The 18,048-nt window shown below is 48.1% G+C and carries 14 protein-coding genes; 13 read left to right on the forward strand and 1 reads right to left on the reverse strand.

Annotated features, from left to right (window positions below):
• Nucleotides 1-166: 166 nt before the first annotated feature.
• On the reverse strand, nucleotides 167-1,393 hold the full coding sequence (locus U1I11_RS03230) for an MFS transporter (protein ID WP_322903754.1): 1,227 nt from the start codon (nucleotides 1,391-1,393) through the stop codon (nucleotides 167-169).
• 291 nt (nucleotides 1,394-1,684) lie between these two features.
• On the opposite strand from U1I11_RS03230, the gene U1I11_RS03235 reads away from it, so the two are divergent.
• The 13 genes from U1I11_RS03235 to U1I11_RS03295 all read left to right on the forward strand — a co-directional run bounded on the left by U1I11_RS03235 (nucleotide 1,685) and on the right by U1I11_RS03295 (nucleotide 18,047).
• Nucleotides 1,685-2,269, forward strand: coding sequence for a TetR/AcrR family transcriptional regulator (locus U1I11_RS03235; RefSeq protein ID WP_322903757.1), 585 nt, complete (start codon nucleotides 1,685-1,687; stop codon nucleotides 2,267-2,269).
• Between the two features lie 352 nt (nucleotides 2,270-2,621).
• Nucleotides 2,622-4,211, forward strand: a complete 1,590-nt coding sequence (locus U1I11_RS03240; protein WP_322903758.1) for a PucR family transcriptional regulator — start codon at nucleotides 2,622-2,624, stop codon at nucleotides 4,209-4,211.
• 323 nt (nucleotides 4,212-4,534) lie between these two features.
• Nucleotides 4,535-5,296 (forward strand): hypothetical protein, encoded by a 762-nt coding sequence (locus U1I11_RS03245; RefSeq protein WP_322903760.1) that lies wholly within the window; start codon nucleotides 4,535-4,537, stop codon nucleotides 5,294-5,296.
• A gap of 396 nt (nucleotides 5,297-5,692) precedes the next feature.
• Nucleotides 5,693-6,208, forward strand: coding sequence for a 2-oxo-4-hydroxy-4-carboxy-5-ureidoimidazoline decarboxylase (gene uraD / locus U1I11_RS03250; RefSeq protein ID WP_322903761.1), 516 nt, complete (start codon nucleotides 5,693-5,695; stop codon nucleotides 6,206-6,208).
• On the forward strand, nucleotides 6,205-6,555 hold the full coding sequence (gene uraH, locus U1I11_RS03255; protein WP_322903762.1) for a hydroxyisourate hydrolase: 351 nt from the start codon (nucleotides 6,205-6,207) through the stop codon (nucleotides 6,553-6,555). The genes uraD and uraH overlap by 4 nt, the downstream gene beginning before the upstream one ends.
• Before the next feature lie 193 nt (nucleotides 6,556-6,748).
• Entirely contained in the window at nucleotides 6,749-8,140 is a 1,392-nt protein-coding gene (gene allB, locus U1I11_RS03260; RefSeq protein ID WP_322903764.1) for an allantoinase AllB, read from the forward strand.
• Nucleotides 8,133-9,392 carry a M20 family metallo-hydrolase gene (locus U1I11_RS03265; RefSeq protein ID WP_322903766.1) on the forward strand — a complete coding sequence of 420 codons (1,260 nt, stop codon included), beginning with the start codon at nucleotides 8,133-8,135 and terminating at the stop codon, nucleotides 9,390-9,392. Before allB ends, U1I11_RS03265 begins: the two co-directional genes overlap by 8 nt.
• Nucleotides 9,393-9,402: 10 nt before the next feature.
• A complete protein-coding gene (locus tag U1I11_RS03270; RefSeq protein WP_322903767.1) occupies nucleotides 9,403-10,641 on the forward strand; it encodes a pyridoxal-phosphate-dependent aminotransferase family protein in 1,239 nt (412 codons plus the stop codon).
• Nucleotides 10,641-12,230: a gamma-glutamyltransferase gene (gene ggt / locus U1I11_RS03275; protein WP_416235593.1), complete on the forward strand. Its 1,590-nt coding sequence runs from the start codon at nucleotides 10,641-10,643 to the stop codon at nucleotides 12,228-12,230. Before U1I11_RS03270 ends, ggt begins: the two co-directional genes overlap by 1 nt.
• Nucleotides 12,231-12,542: 312 nt before the next feature.
• Complete coding sequence (locus U1I11_RS03280) at nucleotides 12,543-13,868, forward strand: 5'-deoxyadenosine deaminase (protein WP_322903769.1); 1,326 nt, start codon at nucleotides 12,543-12,545, stop codon at nucleotides 13,866-13,868.
• A gap of 435 nt (nucleotides 13,869-14,303) precedes the next feature.
• Nucleotides 14,304-15,650, forward strand: a complete 1,347-nt coding sequence (locus tag U1I11_RS03285; protein ID WP_322903770.1) for an XdhC family protein — start codon at nucleotides 14,304-14,306, stop codon at nucleotides 15,648-15,650.
• A complete protein-coding gene (locus U1I11_RS03290; protein ID WP_322903771.1) occupies nucleotides 15,616-16,356 on the forward strand; it encodes a nucleotidyltransferase family protein in 741 nt (246 codons plus the stop codon). Before U1I11_RS03285 ends, U1I11_RS03290 begins: the two co-directional genes overlap by 35 nt.
• A gap of 668 nt (nucleotides 16,357-17,024) precedes the next feature.
• Entirely contained in the window at nucleotides 17,025-18,047 is a 1,023-nt protein-coding gene (locus U1I11_RS03295; protein WP_322903773.1) for an FAD binding domain-containing protein, read from the forward strand.
• Nucleotide 18,048 lies beyond the last annotated feature (1 nt).

An 18,048-nucleotide genomic window follows, 5' to 3' on the forward strand; every position in this document is an offset into this window, starting at 1 on the left:
GGATGATCGCTTTAACTATATAGTTTGCTGTTGCACAGGTTTCTGCTATGAATCAGGAGCGCGCGGATATAAAGCCAATATTGAAAACAGTCAAGATGCCACTTTACTGTATAGACCACTATGTAGCGATAGTGAAATGAGCCATTTATGAATTCGCGCTTTCCATTTATAGTCGTGAGGGATTGTGTTTTACAGTGACCGATAAGCAATAAGCGCGTGTCATTGCCCAAAATAACAAAGCCGCACCGCTAAACGTTAACCCAAGCCAACATACACCGTTCCAGCCGTAATGGGCGTACGTCCAGGTGGCGGTGAGGGAGCCGAGTGCGCTGCCGAACGAATAAAATACCATGTACCCGCCAGTTAAGCGGCTTTCCGCTTCGGGATATGTGCTTATGATCATACTTTGGCTAGTTACATGTACCGCTTGCACTGCCAGATCAAGCATAACAATGCCGATGATAAGAAACCAGATACTGCTATACATATTCCACATCAATAACCATGATAGCATGAGCAAAAGCAAAGCTAATCCGCTTGTTGTTTGTGCATAGCCACGATCTGCCCAAGCGCCTGCACGTGAAGCAGCGATCGCACCGGCGATACCTACAATGCCGAACATGCCAATCACACTATGGGATAAATAAAATGGTGCTGTACGAAGCGGAAAAATAAGCGCTGTCCATAATGTGCCAAAGGTCGCAAAGATAAACAGCGCCAATACCGCACGTATGCGCAACATGGGCAATTTGTGGAACAGTTGTAAGGTGGACAAAATGAGCTGGGCATACGATCGTGGAGTCGAGGCTAAGGGTGGCGCTGGCATATAACGATAGAGCAGCATGACGATTAATAACAGCATACCCGCAGAGCAGCCGTAGACAGAGCGCCATCCTGCCCAATCGGTCAGCAACCCGGCGAGCACACGTGCTAGCAAAATGCCGATAACGATGCCGCTCGTAATGAACCCGATCGTTTTGCCGCGCTGATCAGGTGAACAGCTGGAAGCGGCGGCAGCGATTATCGTCTGGGCGACAACAGCGAGTGCGCCTATTGCACTTATGCTGATCCAAAATAGGATAGTGCTTGATGCGGTTGCAATAAGCAGTAGGCAGATGACAGACAGCAGCATTTGTCCAATAATCAACTTACGACGCGGCAGCAAGTCACCGAGTGGTACGAGAAACAACAAGCCGAGCGCATAACTAATTTGCGTGACCGTAATGACTGAACCGGCTAATGCTGCCTGCATATGCAAGTCGGCTGCAATAATATCTAGCATCGGATGGACATAATAAATGTTCGCGACCGACAGACCACAGGCGACCGCAAGCAGCAAGGTGATCGGTAAAGATAATGTGGCACTGTTGCGTAATGATGGAGCAGCATACATAATAAGACCTCTTTTCTGTACCATTTGGTATTTAATTAAAGGTGAATATAATCGTTTTAGCGGATATTGTCAAGCAGTGAAATAGAATAGGATCGCGCTGAAACGAATAATGCGGATTGCGTAAATATGTTGATGGTGAGAGGAGGTTGATCAAAATCTAAAGGTTTTTACTGTATTTTTACTACGTTATCTAGCTCATCATTATGTTATGATATATAGATGGCAAGTACAGCAATCGCTAATATAATAGGTTTTATAATAAACTAATCGGTATAAAAAGAGGTGTTCATTTTGGCGCGCAAACGCGAATTTGATGAGGAACTAGTGTTGCAGAAGATTATCGAGCTGTTTTGGCAAAAAGGTTATGAAGCGACATCGATGGCGGATATAACAGCCGTTACTGGCTTGCAAAAGCCGAGTGTATATGCCGCTTTTGGCGATAAAATGGCTTTGTTTGAACGAGCGTTGCGCCAGTACAATCATCAGCATGCACTGCGCATCGGTCGTTTGTTGCAGCAAGGGGCAACAGCCAAGCAGTCATTTGAGCTATTGTTTGAGCAGTTCATTGGGGGGGATGGTGAACATCGTTCGCAATATGGTTGTTTTTGTATCAATACGATCGTTGAACTGGCGCCGCATGATGAGCGATTTGCTGTGTTGACACGAGAGCATCAAATGTATTTGAGTGCACTGTTCACACAGCGGTTGGAGCAGGCGATTCGGCAACAGGAATACGCTGCCGATTATGATGCACGAGGTTATGCACAGACGCTTGTCACCGGTATGATCGGCTTGACGGTAATGTTGAAAACGTCGCCTGATCCTGCTTTTGTAAGGCAGACGATTCGCATATTGCTGTCTTCACTACTAGGATAGGCTGATTCGATAACAGATGATGGGATGTGTTAATCATATAAGCCGCTCCTTTCTTAGCTAGCACGGCTCGGCATATGTTGTAGCGCTAGAAACGTATAGCTAAATCGGTCATGCAATGCAAATGAATAACGTATCTGTGCAAACTTCTGCAAATGGGCATATTTGGGCGGAATATACAAGATAGTACGTTAAACAATTTCTATGTTATAATACGTGACAATATTTGAGTTTAACGGCTCCTATCGACTGTTCAAGCGCACAGGAGTTCGGCTGAAAACGGTAAACGATACTGTGCTGTAGCATTGATCGGTACAGGAAATGCAAAGTGAACGATGGGGGAGAGGGTGCTCGTATGCAATTGACTGTCAAGGAAGCGCTGGCGGTCTATCCGTTATCGGAGGCGCGTCTTGTTGCGGGTGCCGGGGGAACTTCCCGGCTGATGAAGTCGGTGAATGTGATGGATGCACCGGATATCGCGGATTGGATTAAAAGTGGTGAAATGCTATTTACGACCGCTTTTTTAATGAAGGACGATCAGGAGGAAGCGATCAAGTTGATGCGTAAGCTCAACGAACGTGGCTGTGCTGGCATGGGGGTTAAGCTCGGTCGGTTCTGGGATGTCATTCCCCAGGCGATCATTGAAGAAGCGGATCGGTTGCAATTTCCGTTGCTGGAATTACCGTTTGAATTTACATTTTCCGATCAGATGAATGCGTTGTTCCAAGTGGAGCATGAGCGCAGTACAAAGCTATTGCAATCGGTATTGCACAAACAGAAACAGCTAATGCAATTCGCTTTGAACAAAGATTCACAAATGAATGTGTTTGCTGCGCTGGAAGACATTATTCGTTATCCGGTGGCGATTATTGGCTCGCGTGGTCATGTGCTGTACAATAGCGGCGAAGGCAAAGAAGATGGTTTGCTACAAGGTTGGCCGTGGAAAACGGCGCTAACGCGTGTGAAATGGAATCAGGGCAGTTGTTACCGAGTGCCGATTATGAAGCGGGATGAGCAGTATGGATTTTTGCTCGTATTTACCGATACGGCGATGCAATTGCGTGAGGAGGAGGAACTGTTCCAGCAGGCTGCCGAGGTGTTGGCGTTCCATATGGATACGACGTATCGCGAGCATATTAATCCGGGCTTACAGGACAAAATGCGCACACTAATGGCAGAGCATCTGTCACGCCGCATTTCGATTACCGATTTGATGCAAGGTGCTGAGCGACTGGGCATGAGTCTGTTTGGCGGCGCGTATCAATGCGTGCTGACGACGTTGGAACCACAGGCATTTTCGTCGGAAAAGCGGCTGGCGCAAATTCATCAGGAACTGCAATACAATCCGCTGATGCAGCTTTTTCCGTCTCAGCATTTTCGGGTGGAAGAAGGTATTTTGTCGATCTATACATGTCCGTCGGAACGTGATTATGGCGAGGAGCTGGCTGCGTTTCTGATGACTCGGTTTGAAGATATGGCAGAGCTGGCAAGCGACGGCGGCAGTCCGCGCTTCTGGATTAGCAATATTAAGCTAAAACCGGAATCGTTTCGCGAGGCGTATCAAGAGACGGTGGAGACACGCAAGCTGGCACGGCGCTTTGGCATGGCGCATATGGCGCTGCAATTCCATACGCTGGAATTTGCTTATGTGTTCCAGCATGTGCCAGAGCATATTATGGAAACGTATTGTAACAAAGTGCTGGAACCGCTCATGATTCGCGATAGCGATCCGAATCAGGTGTTAATGGGCACGCTCGAAGCGTTTGTCGAAAATGACGGTTTGATCAATGAGGCAGCCAAACAGCTGTATGTACACCGCAATACGGTCACTTACCGGATGGACAAAATCGGCAGTCTGTTGCAAATGGATTTTAAAAAGACGAATGATTTATTAAAGTTGAAAATGGTGTTTACGTTTCGGAAGTTTTTGAAGCATAAGCAGTAGTGATTATATTTCAAAATGAAATTAAAATTTGTTGAATAAGTTGAATAAAAAGAAGCCATTCTTTTAAGATGGTCTTCTTTTTTGTTTTAAAATTTCCTTAAAAATCCATAAATATATTTACTTGGAATAAAAATAATTGTAGTATATTATTGTGGTACTTGTATCTAAGTTTAGAATTACAATAATTTCTAAATGATAAAATTATTATAAAGGAGGCATTAAATTTATTATATTACCAAGGTTAGTATAGTGTATTCTAAACTTTAGATTTATAAGTACTCATTAGCTTTAACTAAAAAAATCAATATACGAAGCGTGTGAAAATGCGAAAAATCGTTAGTATTATGTTTGTTTTTATGAGTTTCTTCTTTTTTATATCAAATGTAAATGCTCAGTCATTTCAAGAAGAACCTAATGATCCTTCGACTTATATTACATATTTAGAATCTTTGCCTGAAAAATCTAAAGTAGTTTTAAATGATAAAAGTGAAAATGAAATTCAAACATTTATCAATCAATTTAATAGTTTGTCTTCAGATAAACAACAGAAATTGGTGGATTATTTGAGAAATCCAGAATTTATAAAGGAAATTTCAGAAGCTCAGTATTTAGATACTACTGATAAAAATGTGTCATTATTTAATGGTGATGTAGCTGTATCATCAACTGTTTTATACATTAATGATAGTAGTGAATCTCAACAAGAGATAGTTGCTAAAGCAGTCGGTGATTCTTATTTTAAATATGCGAAGCATACCGCTACTACTACTGTTTTTGGTCTAGACATCGTTAAAACATCTGCTTATATACAGGTCGAAATAAAGCAAGTTGCTCCAAATACGAGTAAGATTGTGAAAATTCTTGAAGGAGGAGGGATTGTGGAGCAGAACTATATGCCCGGGTTAGATATTTCAAAAAGTGTGAATCCAGCATTTTTAACTTCTGACGGCACTATTGCAACTCAAAAAGTAATTTGGGGTTGGAATTTTGTGAAATCTGGTCTCGGGTTAGTTGTAGGGAATCGAGAACAATGGGTGCAAATAAATAAAGCAGGTGTATCTACTGGAGGAGCGGCTAACCTTTAAATCTCTTTATTATTTTGTAAAGGACGTGTTTATTATAAAAAAAAAATTGTGACTATAGTTGGGATTGTCTTCGCAGTTATGTTAATACTTTATATTGGTTCTATTATACTGTATAACATTTCTCCTACTACTGAATTGATAGAAAAAAATGGACTGTAATAAAAAGGGTATGCGTAATATTTACTTACGTATACTCTTTTTTATTAACTAGCAAACAAAATTACAGTTGATTAATTTTTAATATTAATTTGATATATGCTTTGGTTATATTAAGGCACGATTCACAAAACCATTCTGCAATGTTATTTTATATAACAAAAAAATAAAGGTTTAATTGATATGTTCACTTACCTGACGTAAAATGATAAAAATAAAACGAATAATGAGGCGATTATAGTGGAATTGACATCACAACCGTGGCAATCGTGGACGAAGGAACAATTCACAACGCAGTTTAGTGGACTATATGAACATTCACCTTGGGTAGCGGAAGGGGCATGGACAAAAGCTCCTTTTTCCAGCTTACAGGATGTGTTAGCTAAAATGAAAGCGGTCGTAGATGAAGCCGGTACGGAAAAACAGCTGGAATTGCTACGTCAGCATCCTGATCTGGGGGCGCGGATTCAGATGACCGAGCATTCGCAATCCGAGCAAGCAGGTGCTGGGCTGGACAATTTAACTGCCGAACAATATGAAAAGCTGTCGCGTCTAAACCGTGAATATACAGCAACGTATCAATTTCCATTTATCCTCGCTGTTAAAGGTAAACATGCAGCGCAAATTCTCGCTATAATGGAGCAGCGCAATGGGCAGCCGTGGGAGCAGGAATTTGCGACCGCACTCGCCCAAGTGCATACGATTGTCGGTTTGCGTATGCACGATTGGGCAGAACGCGCAGGGCTAAACGTATGAGCGGCAAGCTGACGACGCATGTGCTTGATCTTGGACAAGGCTGTCCAGCGGTAGGTGTGCTAATCGAATTGTATGATGTTGCTGCCAGTGCGCTCATCGGCAAGGCGGTGACTAATCGTGACGGACGTGTCGATGCGCCGCTGCTAAGTGAGGAGCAGATGAAGGCAGGACGGTATGAGCTGCGCTTTTATGTGGGGGATTATTATCGCACATTGGCATTACCGGCAGCCGAAACATCGATTTGGGATGTGGTGCCATTGCAATTTGAAATTCGGGATGAAAGCAGCAATTACCATATTCCGTTGTTGATCTCGCCAGGCGGGTATAGCACGTATCGCGGAAGCTGATAAAGCTAAGATGAAGGCATAGCCGTCAAGTAAATAACAACAGATTATAGATATAATAGTATATTGTTGCAATTGAAAAGCAAGTTTGTATACACGCTCTAAACTACTAATTAGCGTAAGATAACATACGGGTACAGGCTGCAAAAGGCTACATTTCCAAAGAGTACAAGGCGGATCGAGAGGAGGAGCGGTTATGGTACAGCGGCTAGATTGTATTGTTCAAGGCGGACTTGTCGTGTTGCCGGATCGGGTCGAGGCACTCGATATCGGTATACATGACGGCAAAATTGTAGCGCTCGCTCCCTCATTGACGGACGCACAAGCAGAGCGCACGATCGATGCGGCTGGGTTGTATATTTTGCCCGGAGCGGTAGATATTCATGTTCATTTTAATGAGCCGGGTCTGGCGGCGTGGGAAGGCTTTGTGAGCGGATCGGCGGCGCTGGCGGCAGGAGGCATTACGACATATGTGGATATGCCGCTTAACGGTGTGCCGCCAACGACGAATCGGGAACGGCTAGAGTTAAAACAACAGGCAGCACAGGGCAACTCTTATGTCGATTATGCGCTCTGGGGCGGGCTAGTAGCGGGAAATGTACATAGCCTAGCAGGGCTTGCCGCTGGCGGCGTAACTGGTTTTAAAGCGTTTATGTCTGAGCCGGGCGGCGATGGAGACGATATTTTCACACGTGCCGATGAGGAAACGCTGGCGGCGGGTATGCAGGAGATTGCTCGCCTCGGACATGTGCTCGCTTTGCATGCAGAAGATGAAACGATCGTAGCGGCGCTCGCTGCACAGGCGCAGGCGGAAGGGCGTATCGGTGAGCTGGATTATGCGCATGCTCGACCGATCGCAGCGGAAGTGCAAGCGGTGCGGCAGGCGTTGAAGTTAGGACGCGAGACGGGATGTGCACTGCATTTTGTGCATATTAGCAGCTATGAAGCGGTAGAGCTGATTACAGCGGCGAAAGTAGCTGGACAGGATGTAACGGTGGAAACATGCCCGCATTATTTGGTGCTGACCGAGCAGGATTTGCTTCATAAAGGGGTGGTCGCCAAATGTGCGCCACCGCTGCGATCGTCCGCTGAGCAGGAGCGGTTATGGGGAGCGGTACAGGCGGGAATGATCGATATTGTAGCGTCCGATCATTCTCCATGTCCGCCGGAAATGAAGCTGACCGACAATTTTTTCCAGGCATGGGGCGGCATTTCCGGTGCGCAGAGCACATTGCTGCTTATGCTGGAAGAAGCGGTTCACCGTCGTCGTATATCATTGCCTACAGTCATGTCGATGTTGGCACAGCGTCCAGCCGAGCGACTCGGACTGGCGCATTGCAAAGGCAGCATTGCCGTAGGGATGGATGCTGATCTGGTGCTGGTCGATTTGAACCGTGGCACGGTGTTGGCACAGGAACATTTATATGATAAACATCGTCAAAGCCCGTATGTCGGCTATTCATTTTCGTCAACGATTGTAGGGACGCTCGTGCGTGGCATAACTGTCTATGACGAAGCAACAGGTCTTGCCGCTGAGCGGATAGGACGCTGGATCGCTTACAAGCCTGGAGGTGTAACATATGGCTAAATCAACAGCGCAGACGGCAGTATTGTTAGAGCAATATTGTGAACGGCTACAGCCGATGCTCGATTGGCTTGCCGGTTATGGTGCCGATCCGCAAGGCGGTGTAAGTCGTCTGTTATATACAACAGAATGGGTAGACGCGCAAGCCGCACTAGCGCACTATATGACCGAGCATGGGCTGGACGTCTTTTACGATCAGGCAGGCAATTTGACAGGTAGATTGCTCGGAACTGAGCCGGAGCAACCGTCGATTGCGACCGGATCGCATATCGATACGGTCATTATGGGCGGTAAATATGATGGCGCTTATGGCGTCGTTGCTGCTGTGCTAGCACTTGCTTATTTAAAAGAAGCGTACGGACAGCCGAAGCGTACGCTTGAAGCGTTATCGCTAGCCGAGGAAGAAGGCAGTCGGTTTCCGCTGACGTACTGGGGATCGGGTAATATTGCAGGTAAATATACGGTAACCGATCTGCCTAGTGTGCATGATCGTGATGGCGTGACACTTGCCGAGGCGATACAGGTAGCTGGATTTGGAGCGCAGTCGCCGTATCGTTCCGGTCGCCGCGAGCTGGGGGCGTATATCGAGCTTCATATCGAACAAGGCTGTGTGCTGGAGCGCAGTGGGCAGCACATCGGCGTAGTGACTGGTATCGTAGGGCAACGCCGGATCGAAGTGCGGGTAACCGGAGAAAGCAATCATGCGGGTACAACACCGATGGGCTGGCGCAGCGATTCACTCGCCTGTGCTGCCGAGATGATTACAGAAGTGCGGCGCAGCGCATTGGCAGCAGGCGATCCGCTCGTCGCTACGGTAGGCAATATTCAGCCTTTTCCCGGTGTATCGAATGTGATCGCAGGGGAGACGATGTTTACGCTGGACATTCGGCATTTGGATAGCGTTGTGCTGGATGAGTATACCGAGCGCTTGCGCAGCGAGTTTGCCGGGATTGCTGCAAGGGAAGGCATGACTTTATTTTGGCAGGAAAATCTACGGGCAGAGCCGGTGCTGATGAATGCGGATATGATTGCTGAATTGGAGCAAATTTGCCATCAACATGGCATTAACAGTCGCCAGATGCCGAGCGGTGCCGGACATGATGCCCAGATTTTTGGCATGACTTGTCCGTCCGCGATGATCTTCGTTCCAAGTCGGGACGGCATTAGCCATAATCCGTTGGAATATACAGCACCAGAGGAGCTTGTGCAAGGTTTCCGTGTATTAACGCAATGGTTATATCAAACTGCTTATTGAGGTGAACGTGATGAAACAGTATAAAGAGCTTTCCCCGCCGCCGCGTACGATTATGACCCCGGGACCGGTCGAAGTTGATCCGCGTGTGTTGCGTGCATTGTCGTATCCGATTTTGGGTCAGTTTGATCCTGCTTTTACCGAATTGATGAACGAGACGATGGAAATGCTGCGCGGTCTGTTCGTGACCGATAATCAATGGTGCTATCCGATTGACGGTACATCACGTTCCGGTCTGGAAGCGGTATTAGTGAGCATTATTGAGCCGGGCGATCGTGTGCTCGTGCCGATCTATGGACGGTTTGGACATCTGTTAACCGAAATTGCCGAGCGCTGCGGTGCCGAGGTGATGACGGTGGAAACGGAATGGGGCACGGTATTTCAGCCGGAGCAGGTGAAAGAAGCGATATTGAGCTTCCGTCCGGCGATTGTCGCGATGGTACATGGTGAGACATCGACCGGCTGTATGCAGCCGCTGCGTGAGATCGGTCACTTTTGCCGTGAACACGATATGCTGTTTGTCGTCGATGCGGTCGCTACGATTGGTGGTGTACCGCTATATACGGATGATTGGAAGCTGGATGCGGTCATCGGTGGTACGCAGAAATGTTTGTCTGTACCGTCTGGTATGGCACCGATCACGTACAACGAGCGTATTGAACGCAAAATTTTGGCACGTAAAAGTATTGAGCGCGGGCTGCGTACATCGGTCGATGAGATCAATAGCCGCCGCATTAGCAGCAATTATTTTGATCTGGCACAGCTGCAAGATTATTGGAGCCCGGCAAGATTAAATCATCATACTGAAGCGACATCGATGTTGTACGGGTTACGCGAAGGATTGCGCATTTTGCATCAGGAAGGGTTGGACGCACGATTTGAGCGTCATCGCCAAAATGGAGCGGCGATCGTTGCCGGGGTGAAGGCGATGGGATTGGAACTGTTTGGCGGCGATGAGCAGCGTTTGCCGGTGGTGACCTGTATCGAGATTCCGGCAGGGATCGATGGCGAGAGTGTACGCTCGATGTTGCTAAATGATTTTGGGATTGAGATTGCCAGTTCGTTTGGACCGCTAAAAGGACGCATTTGGCGGATCGGCAGTATGGGTTACAGCAGCAGTCGCAAAAATGTACTGCATGTGCTCGGTGCACTGGAAGCGACACTCCTTTATCACGGGGTGAAGCTGTCTGCCGGAGCGGGCGTACAAGCTGCGCTGCAAGTGTATGCAGGCAAGGAGGAAGTTACATGCTGATGAACATTATGCCGCAATCGCGCAGGGGGATGGTTGCTGCGCCTCATTATCTGGCTAGCCAGACCGGGGCGTTCATTTTACAATCCGGCGGAAACGCTATTGATGCTGCCGTCGCGATCAGCGCGGTGCTTGGTGTAGTGTATCCGCATATGACCGGTGTTGGCGGGGATGCGTTTTTTCTCATTCATGACGGCAAAACCGGTATGGTGAATGCATACAACGGCAGCGGTCGCTCCGGGTTAAAAGCGACCGCTGCATATTATATTAAACAAGGTTTGGATACGATCCCACAGCGCGGGCCGCTGGCGGCGGTGACGGTGCCAGGTATGGTTGACGCATGGGAAGCGGTATGGAAAAAGTACGGCAAACTGCCGTGGGCACAAGTGTTGGAAGCAGCGATCCGTTATGCGGAGGAAGGCTTTCCCGCTTCGCCAAGTTTGGCACGCTGGACGGTGCGCGATCTGGAATGGTTGCGCCAAGACCGATATTTAAACGATACGTTTTTGCGTGATGGGCAGCCGTTGCAGGAAGGTGAGCTAGTATTACAGCCGCACTTGGCTGACGTGTTGCGCGGTGTATCGATAGAAGGACGGAGTTATTTTTACGAAGGCAGTCTCGGTCAGCGGATCGGTGCTGCGACCGAGCGTGATGGTAGTCCACTCACGGCGGATGATCTGGCAGCCCATCATGGCGAATGGGTAGAGCCGGTTCAGACGAATTATCGCGGGCATGATGTGTATCAATTGCCACCGAATACGCAGGGCTTTTCGCTATTGATGATGCTCAATATGCTGGAACATACCGATGTGTCGTCGATCGCCCGCTTTTCGCCAGAATTTTACCATCTGATGGCGGAAACGGTCAAAAAGGCGTTCCGCGATCGGGATCGTTATTTGACCGACCCAGCCTTTCGCGCTATCCCGTTGGAGCGCTTGTTGTCCAAATCATATGCAGCTGAACTATGGTATGAAATGCAGTCCAGCCCGCAGGCAGCCGAGCAGGTGTCAGCGATGATGGGACAGGATACCGCGTATGCGGCGGTGACGGATGATGAAGGCAATGCGGTTTCGTTTATTCAAAGTTTGTATTTTGACTTTGGTTCCGCTTATGTGCCGGATGGTTGCGGGGTTATTTTGCAAAATCGAGGTTCGTTCTTTTCGCTCGATGATCGCAAGCCGAATGTGCTTGAACCGCGCAAGCGTACATTCCATACGCTTATGCCGGGTATGGTGTTGAAACAGGGACGGCCGTTTTTACTGCTCGGCACACAAGGCGGTGAAGGTCAGCCGCAGACGCAGTTGTCGATTTTGACTGGAATTATCGATTACGGACTGAATGTGCAGCAGGCGATCGCTTTGCCGCGTTGGTTGTACGGTCGCACATGGGGCGATGCCAGTGATACGCTCAAAATCGAGCATCGTTCCTACGAGGACATTTCGTCCCGTCTGGAAGCTTATGGTCATACGGTGGAAGCAGTACGCGATTATGATGCGCTGATGGGCGAAGCGCAGGGTATTTTGATCGATGAAAACGGCATATTTAGCGGCGCAGCTGATCCGCGCAGTGACGGTCTAGCGATCGGTATTTAAGCGAACATGAGCTTGGATTGGTTATAACTGCAAGCGACTGTAAATGCTATGACCGCAAACAGCTCACCGTTGGCATAAGTCAAACGATAAATATTGAAGCTGACAAAAGATAGATGGATACAGAAATGATCTAGCAAAATATAGAGCAGGCTTAAGCCGGATGCGCTTGGGAAAAGGTAGCGCTACACATGATCGTGTGTGGTGTCAGCTTTTTCAAGCGCTCCGGCTTTGCTGCAACATTGCGTTCGATTGCTGTATGATGGCAATGTGCGCAATGTTGTTGCCGCGAGCAGACTAGAGGGGGAAATGAGAGTGGGAAGCATACTGATCCGTCAGGCGCAATTGGTAACGATGAACGAAAGTGAAGACGTATTTATCGGTGATGTGCTCGTCGAACATAATAAAATTACGAAAATCGGCACCCATCTGGATGATCATGCCGACCGCGAAATCGATGCGCGTGGCAAAACATTACTGCCTGGTTTTATCCAGACGCATATTCATCTTTGTCAAACGATCTTTCGCGGACGTGCTGACGATATGGAGCTGATGGACTGGCTACGCAAACGAATCTGGCCGCTTGAAGCTGCCCATGATGAAGAATCGATCTATTATTCCGCTTTGCTCGGCATCGGTGAGCTTATTTCCAGCGGCACGACGACGATCTGTGATATGGAGACGGTGCATCATACCGATTCCGCGTTTCAAGCGATGGCACAGAGCGGTTTGCGTGTCATTTCTGGCAAAGTGATGATGGATCATGGTCATGATGTACCCGAGCCACTACAGGAAAAGACCGACGAATCGCTGCAAAAAAGTGTTGATCTGCTAGAAAAATGGAACGGCTTTGGTGGCGGGCGCATCCAGTATGCCTTTTGCCCACGTTTTGTCGTCTCGTGTACGGAAAGACTGCTCACTGAAGTGCGCGATCTATCAGCGCGTTATCATGTCAAAGTACACACCCATGCTTCAGAAAATCGCGGCGAAATTGCGCTCGTAGAGCAGGAACGCGGTATGCGCAATATCGTATACCTCGATCATATCGGGCTGGCGAATCCACGCCTCATTTTGGCACATTGCGTATGGCTGAGTGAAGAAGAAAAGCAGATTTTGCACAAACGTGGCGTTAAAGTGACCCACTGCCCTGGTTCCAATATGAAGCTTGCTTCCGGCATTGCCGAAATTCCCGATCTGATGAACCGTCACATTCATGTGGGCATCGGTGCCGACGGTGCGCCGTGCAACAACAATTTGGATATGTTTCAGGAAATGCGCATGACCGCGCTCATTCAAAAAGTACCGCATGGGCCGACGATAATGGATGCACGTACCGTACTGCGAATGGCAACGATGGGCGGTGCCGAAGTGCTCGGTCTATCCAAAGAAATCGGCAGCATCGAAGTGGGCAAAAAGGCAGACCTCGTACTGCTTGATCTGAACGATTATCATACATTTCCCGCTTATGATGTGGATGTGTATTCACGGGTCGTTTATTCGGCTGGTCGCAGCAATGTGGATACAGTACTTATCGATGGACAGATCGTATTTGAAAACCGTCAAGTGCGGACGATCGATCGTGCGATCGTTATGCACGAATCGGACAAAGCGATTAAACGTCTGCTGACGCGGATTGGCTGAGTATATCGACAAATCTAATATGCCGACCATTTTCAATATATAGTTTGATGTTGTGCGGATTACGGCTATAAATAAGGTCATACAGCGGATGGACAGCCAATATGGAAAGCGGTCAATGAACTGGCAGCTTGTCTCAAATACATTTACAGTTTGTCGATCTAACCATTGCTTGATGATGAATAGGTTAGGGTACGTTCAAACACAATTTCCATTTGAGACAGCCTGCTAGCAGCTTGTTTCAATTAAAAACAGATTTCAACTTACTGCAATGGGTTTACGATGAAGCGATCATAAAATAGGCATAACCTAAGCATAAGTTCAACGACGACGATGCACCCATGCTTAAACCAAGTGACGATTTAATTTGGCTTATGAACTATTCTGAACTCCATAATTACAATACATGCTGTAAACACGGGAAAGGAGCGGGAGACGATGGATATGAAAGATTTGTGTGAAGCAGCGCTGCGAGAGGATAAGCATCATATCCGTACCGTGCTTGCAACGGTTGTCCATGTGCAAGGGCATGCGTATCGCAAGGAAGGAGTCTCTATGATTCTGACAGAGGATCGCCGTCATTATGGCACGATCAGCCCGGGCTGCCTGGAAGACGATCTGTGTGCCCGTGTACAGCAGACGTGGGACAGTGAACACGTATGTATAGTGGAATATGATATGCGTCCGAAAGACGATCTGTCTTGGGGCGAAAATATAGGCTGCGGCGGCTTGCTGCATATTTTGCTAGAACCGGTACGTGGCGAATTGCTGACATTGCTTAAGACGATCTACAATCGGCTTGACGCAGGCGAAATCGTACGGCTGACCCGCCAATTTGGCGCTCAAGACGAACGGGTCACGTATCATTTGTTCAGCGGGCATCATCAATTGGAGGCACATAATAGTTACGGTTCGGGTTCGCCCGGTTTGCATGCCACTGGACAGCGGTCTGAGGCAGGGCTGACGTTGTTCAATGGAGGCGCTACTGAAGCATACGCTATAAACGAGAACCAGCTGGAGTGGATAGGTGAAAAGGTAACCGGCAAGGAGATCGTTGACCCGTTAGCGACCGACCTGTCAAAGGTTAATCTGCACACAGCTACTCCGACTCCGCCATCATTTAACATCATTGATGCTGACCGACAATCGGAATCGGTATCACAGCGATCGATTGCAGACAACGCTCACAGACTTATTTTGGCTCATCATGAAAATCAGGCAGTAGAGGCAACGGCTGATGATACTAAGACGGAAAAACAGTATACATTTATCCGTACGTATCGCCCCAAACCGCGCCTTATCGTCATTGGAGCCGGAGACGATTCGCGCATGGTCAGTACGCTAGCGCAGGCGGCAGGTTTTGAAGTGACGGTTGGTGACTGGCGTCCGGCGTTGTGCACAGCAGAGCGTTTTCCCGGTGCCCGTTGTGTGAGTGGATTTCCGCAGGAGCTGTATGAAATGATCCGTCCAAGTCAAGGCGATTATATGCTGCTGATGAGCCATAATTTTCCGCGTGAACGTGAATGGGTTGAATTGTTGCAGCATTGTCCGTATGCTTACCTCGGTATTATGGGTTCCTCTACACGCACCCAACGATTGCTGGACGGATTGCCGGATTACCCGAATGTGCATGCACCGGTTGGGTTGGCGATTGGAGCGGACGGCCCGGATGAAATTGCCATTAGCATCGCTGCCGAGTTAATTGCGGTCAAGCGTGGCAAACAGCGATCCAATCGGGAGGTTGCCGGTTATGAGCATCGTCGCACTCGTACTGGCAGCCGGTAAAAGTAGCCGTATGGGCAGCGATAAATTGTCCATGCGGCTGGATGCCGTTCATGATGATCGTGTAGCCGTCGCGGATGTTTCGTCGCCTGTCGAAGCAGCGATTGTGGACAATATCGCTAATGAGCATGTTCGTTCAGAGCAGAATGAAACGGATCATTATACAGTCGGTGGGCGTGTAGTGTCTGTATTGTTACAGGTGAAACAGCTATCGTCGATTATCATCGTACAATCACCGCAATCTTCGGTCGCCTGGCAGCAGCAATGTCAGCGCTGGCAACAGCTTTACAGCGAACGTGTACAGCTTGTGCATTGTGAGCACGCTGCGCTGGGCATGTCCCATTCGCTTCGCTGCGGTGTGCGTCATGCGCGCAGCAGAGCAACGCAAGCGATCATGATTGTGCTTGCTGATCAGCCGCTGCTGGAACCGGCGCAGTTCGAGCAATTGGCCACACATTGGCTCCGGCAACGAGAGCTTGATTATGTCGCCGCAGCTAGTATGGAAGGAGCAGCACCACCGCTTATATTTGCCGCATCCGTATGGGATCAACTGGAACAACTTGCCGGCGATCAAGGGGCGCGTCGTTTGTTAACTGATACCCGCTGGCAGGGAGCGTATGTGCCATTGCCAGCGCATTGTTTTTGGGATGCTGACACGCCGTTAGCGTTGCAACGGATTCGGAAGTATTGGGCAGAGTACGTTCAGTAGACAGGGCGGACAGGGAAGAACGAAGAACGAAGAACGAAGAAGGAAGACCGTTCAGCAATGGAATACGCATACATTCATTGTTGCACAATCTGAAATCGAAGACGCCACGGGGACAGCGTACAGAGCTGTTCTGGTGGTTGTTGGCGTTTCACCTATAAGCTTCAAGCTGATTCGGTTTGTATGTAGCTGACTTTCGTTCATATGCAAGTCAGAGGTCATTTTCGTCCAGTAATGACATGTAGGCAAACCGAAATGCGGATTAGACCGAAAATATACATCAGCAGAACATATATCATAAACTTAGCAAGTTCCCCCTGTTTAATACTAGGTTAGATTTTTAGGAATGAATGGATAAACAAACGTAATAGGAGAGATCAAAGCAACCGAAAAACTAAAGTGGGTCAAAATTGTATAGAACAATATAGAATAAAGCGAAGGTTTTTGTGTTAATTAATATTACATAAATAAATAGAATTGCCGAATAAAAAATGAATAAATTTTAAATAATCATTCAAAAGTGATATAAAAATGAACGAATTAATGCAAAAGAACAAAAATTAGAGCTAATACTCATTTTTCTTACAAAATGAAGTTAATTTAATTGACGTGAAATATAAACTTCTATAATATAGTTTCAATATTCAATTTGGGAAACGGAGGGTGGCACTATGAATACATCGATGAGCCATAACGATCTGCCGCCAGTGTATACACCTATTGTATGGGAACCAGCCGATGCGGAAGAAGCGATCACTTTGAAAAGACAGCATGGTGCGGATGCAGTCTGGGTTGCTGGTGGGACGCTGCTGCGCACACAGTGGGAAGGCGGTATTGCGCCATTGCCGAAACATATGATCCGGCTGGATACGCTTGCAGGCATATGCGCGATTACCGAGGAAGCGGATTATATCGAGGTAGGCGCACTTGCCACCTTAAAACAATGCGGTCAACATGCCGCATTACAGCAATATGCTAACACATTATATGTGGCATGTCGCCATATTGCGGCACCGGCAGTACGGAATGTGGCGACGATCGGTGGAAATGTCGCTTCGGCTGTTGGCGATGCGTTACCTGCATTGCTTGTGCATGATGCAAGTCTGCTTTGGGCGGATGGTGAGCATACGACACTAACATATGAGCAGGCTGCGATCGATTGGATGGAACAAGTACGTGCGGGACGACGCAGTTTGCAAGCGGTGTTGCTCGGTATTCGTTTTGCTAAACTTCCGATGTTATGCGGGCAAGCGCTGGAACTTTGGCAAGAGGGAACGGTCGTGTCAGCGCTGGACATGGCACCAAACGCTGTATCCTACTGGCGGGATGATAGCGGCAAACGGTGGCATGAACTATGTTTTTTTCGTAAGCTCGGTCGGCGGGAAGCGTTTACGCCATCACTCGTAACGGTTGCGCTGCGTTGCTGGATGAGCGAACAGGGCGAACTGACACAGGTGCGGGTGGCGGCAGGCGGTGGCTCCGGGCTAGCGATGCGTCTGTTGCAATGCGAAGCGCTACTGGAAGGGCGTAGCTATGATGCCGCCTGGTTGCCGGAGCTTGCCGCAACAGCGGCACAGGAGTTTGTTAGCTACAGCGATCCATTTGCCGAGGCAGCTTATCGCCAGCAAAGTGCAGGTAATTTGCTGGCAGCGGGATTGTGGGAAAGTATACAGGAATTAGCGGAAGGGAGATGAT

The sequence above is a fragment of the Paenibacillus campi genome (genome assembly GCF_034659835.1).
GTDB lineage: Bacteria > Bacillota > Bacilli > Paenibacillales > Paenibacillaceae > Saccharibacillus > Saccharibacillus campi.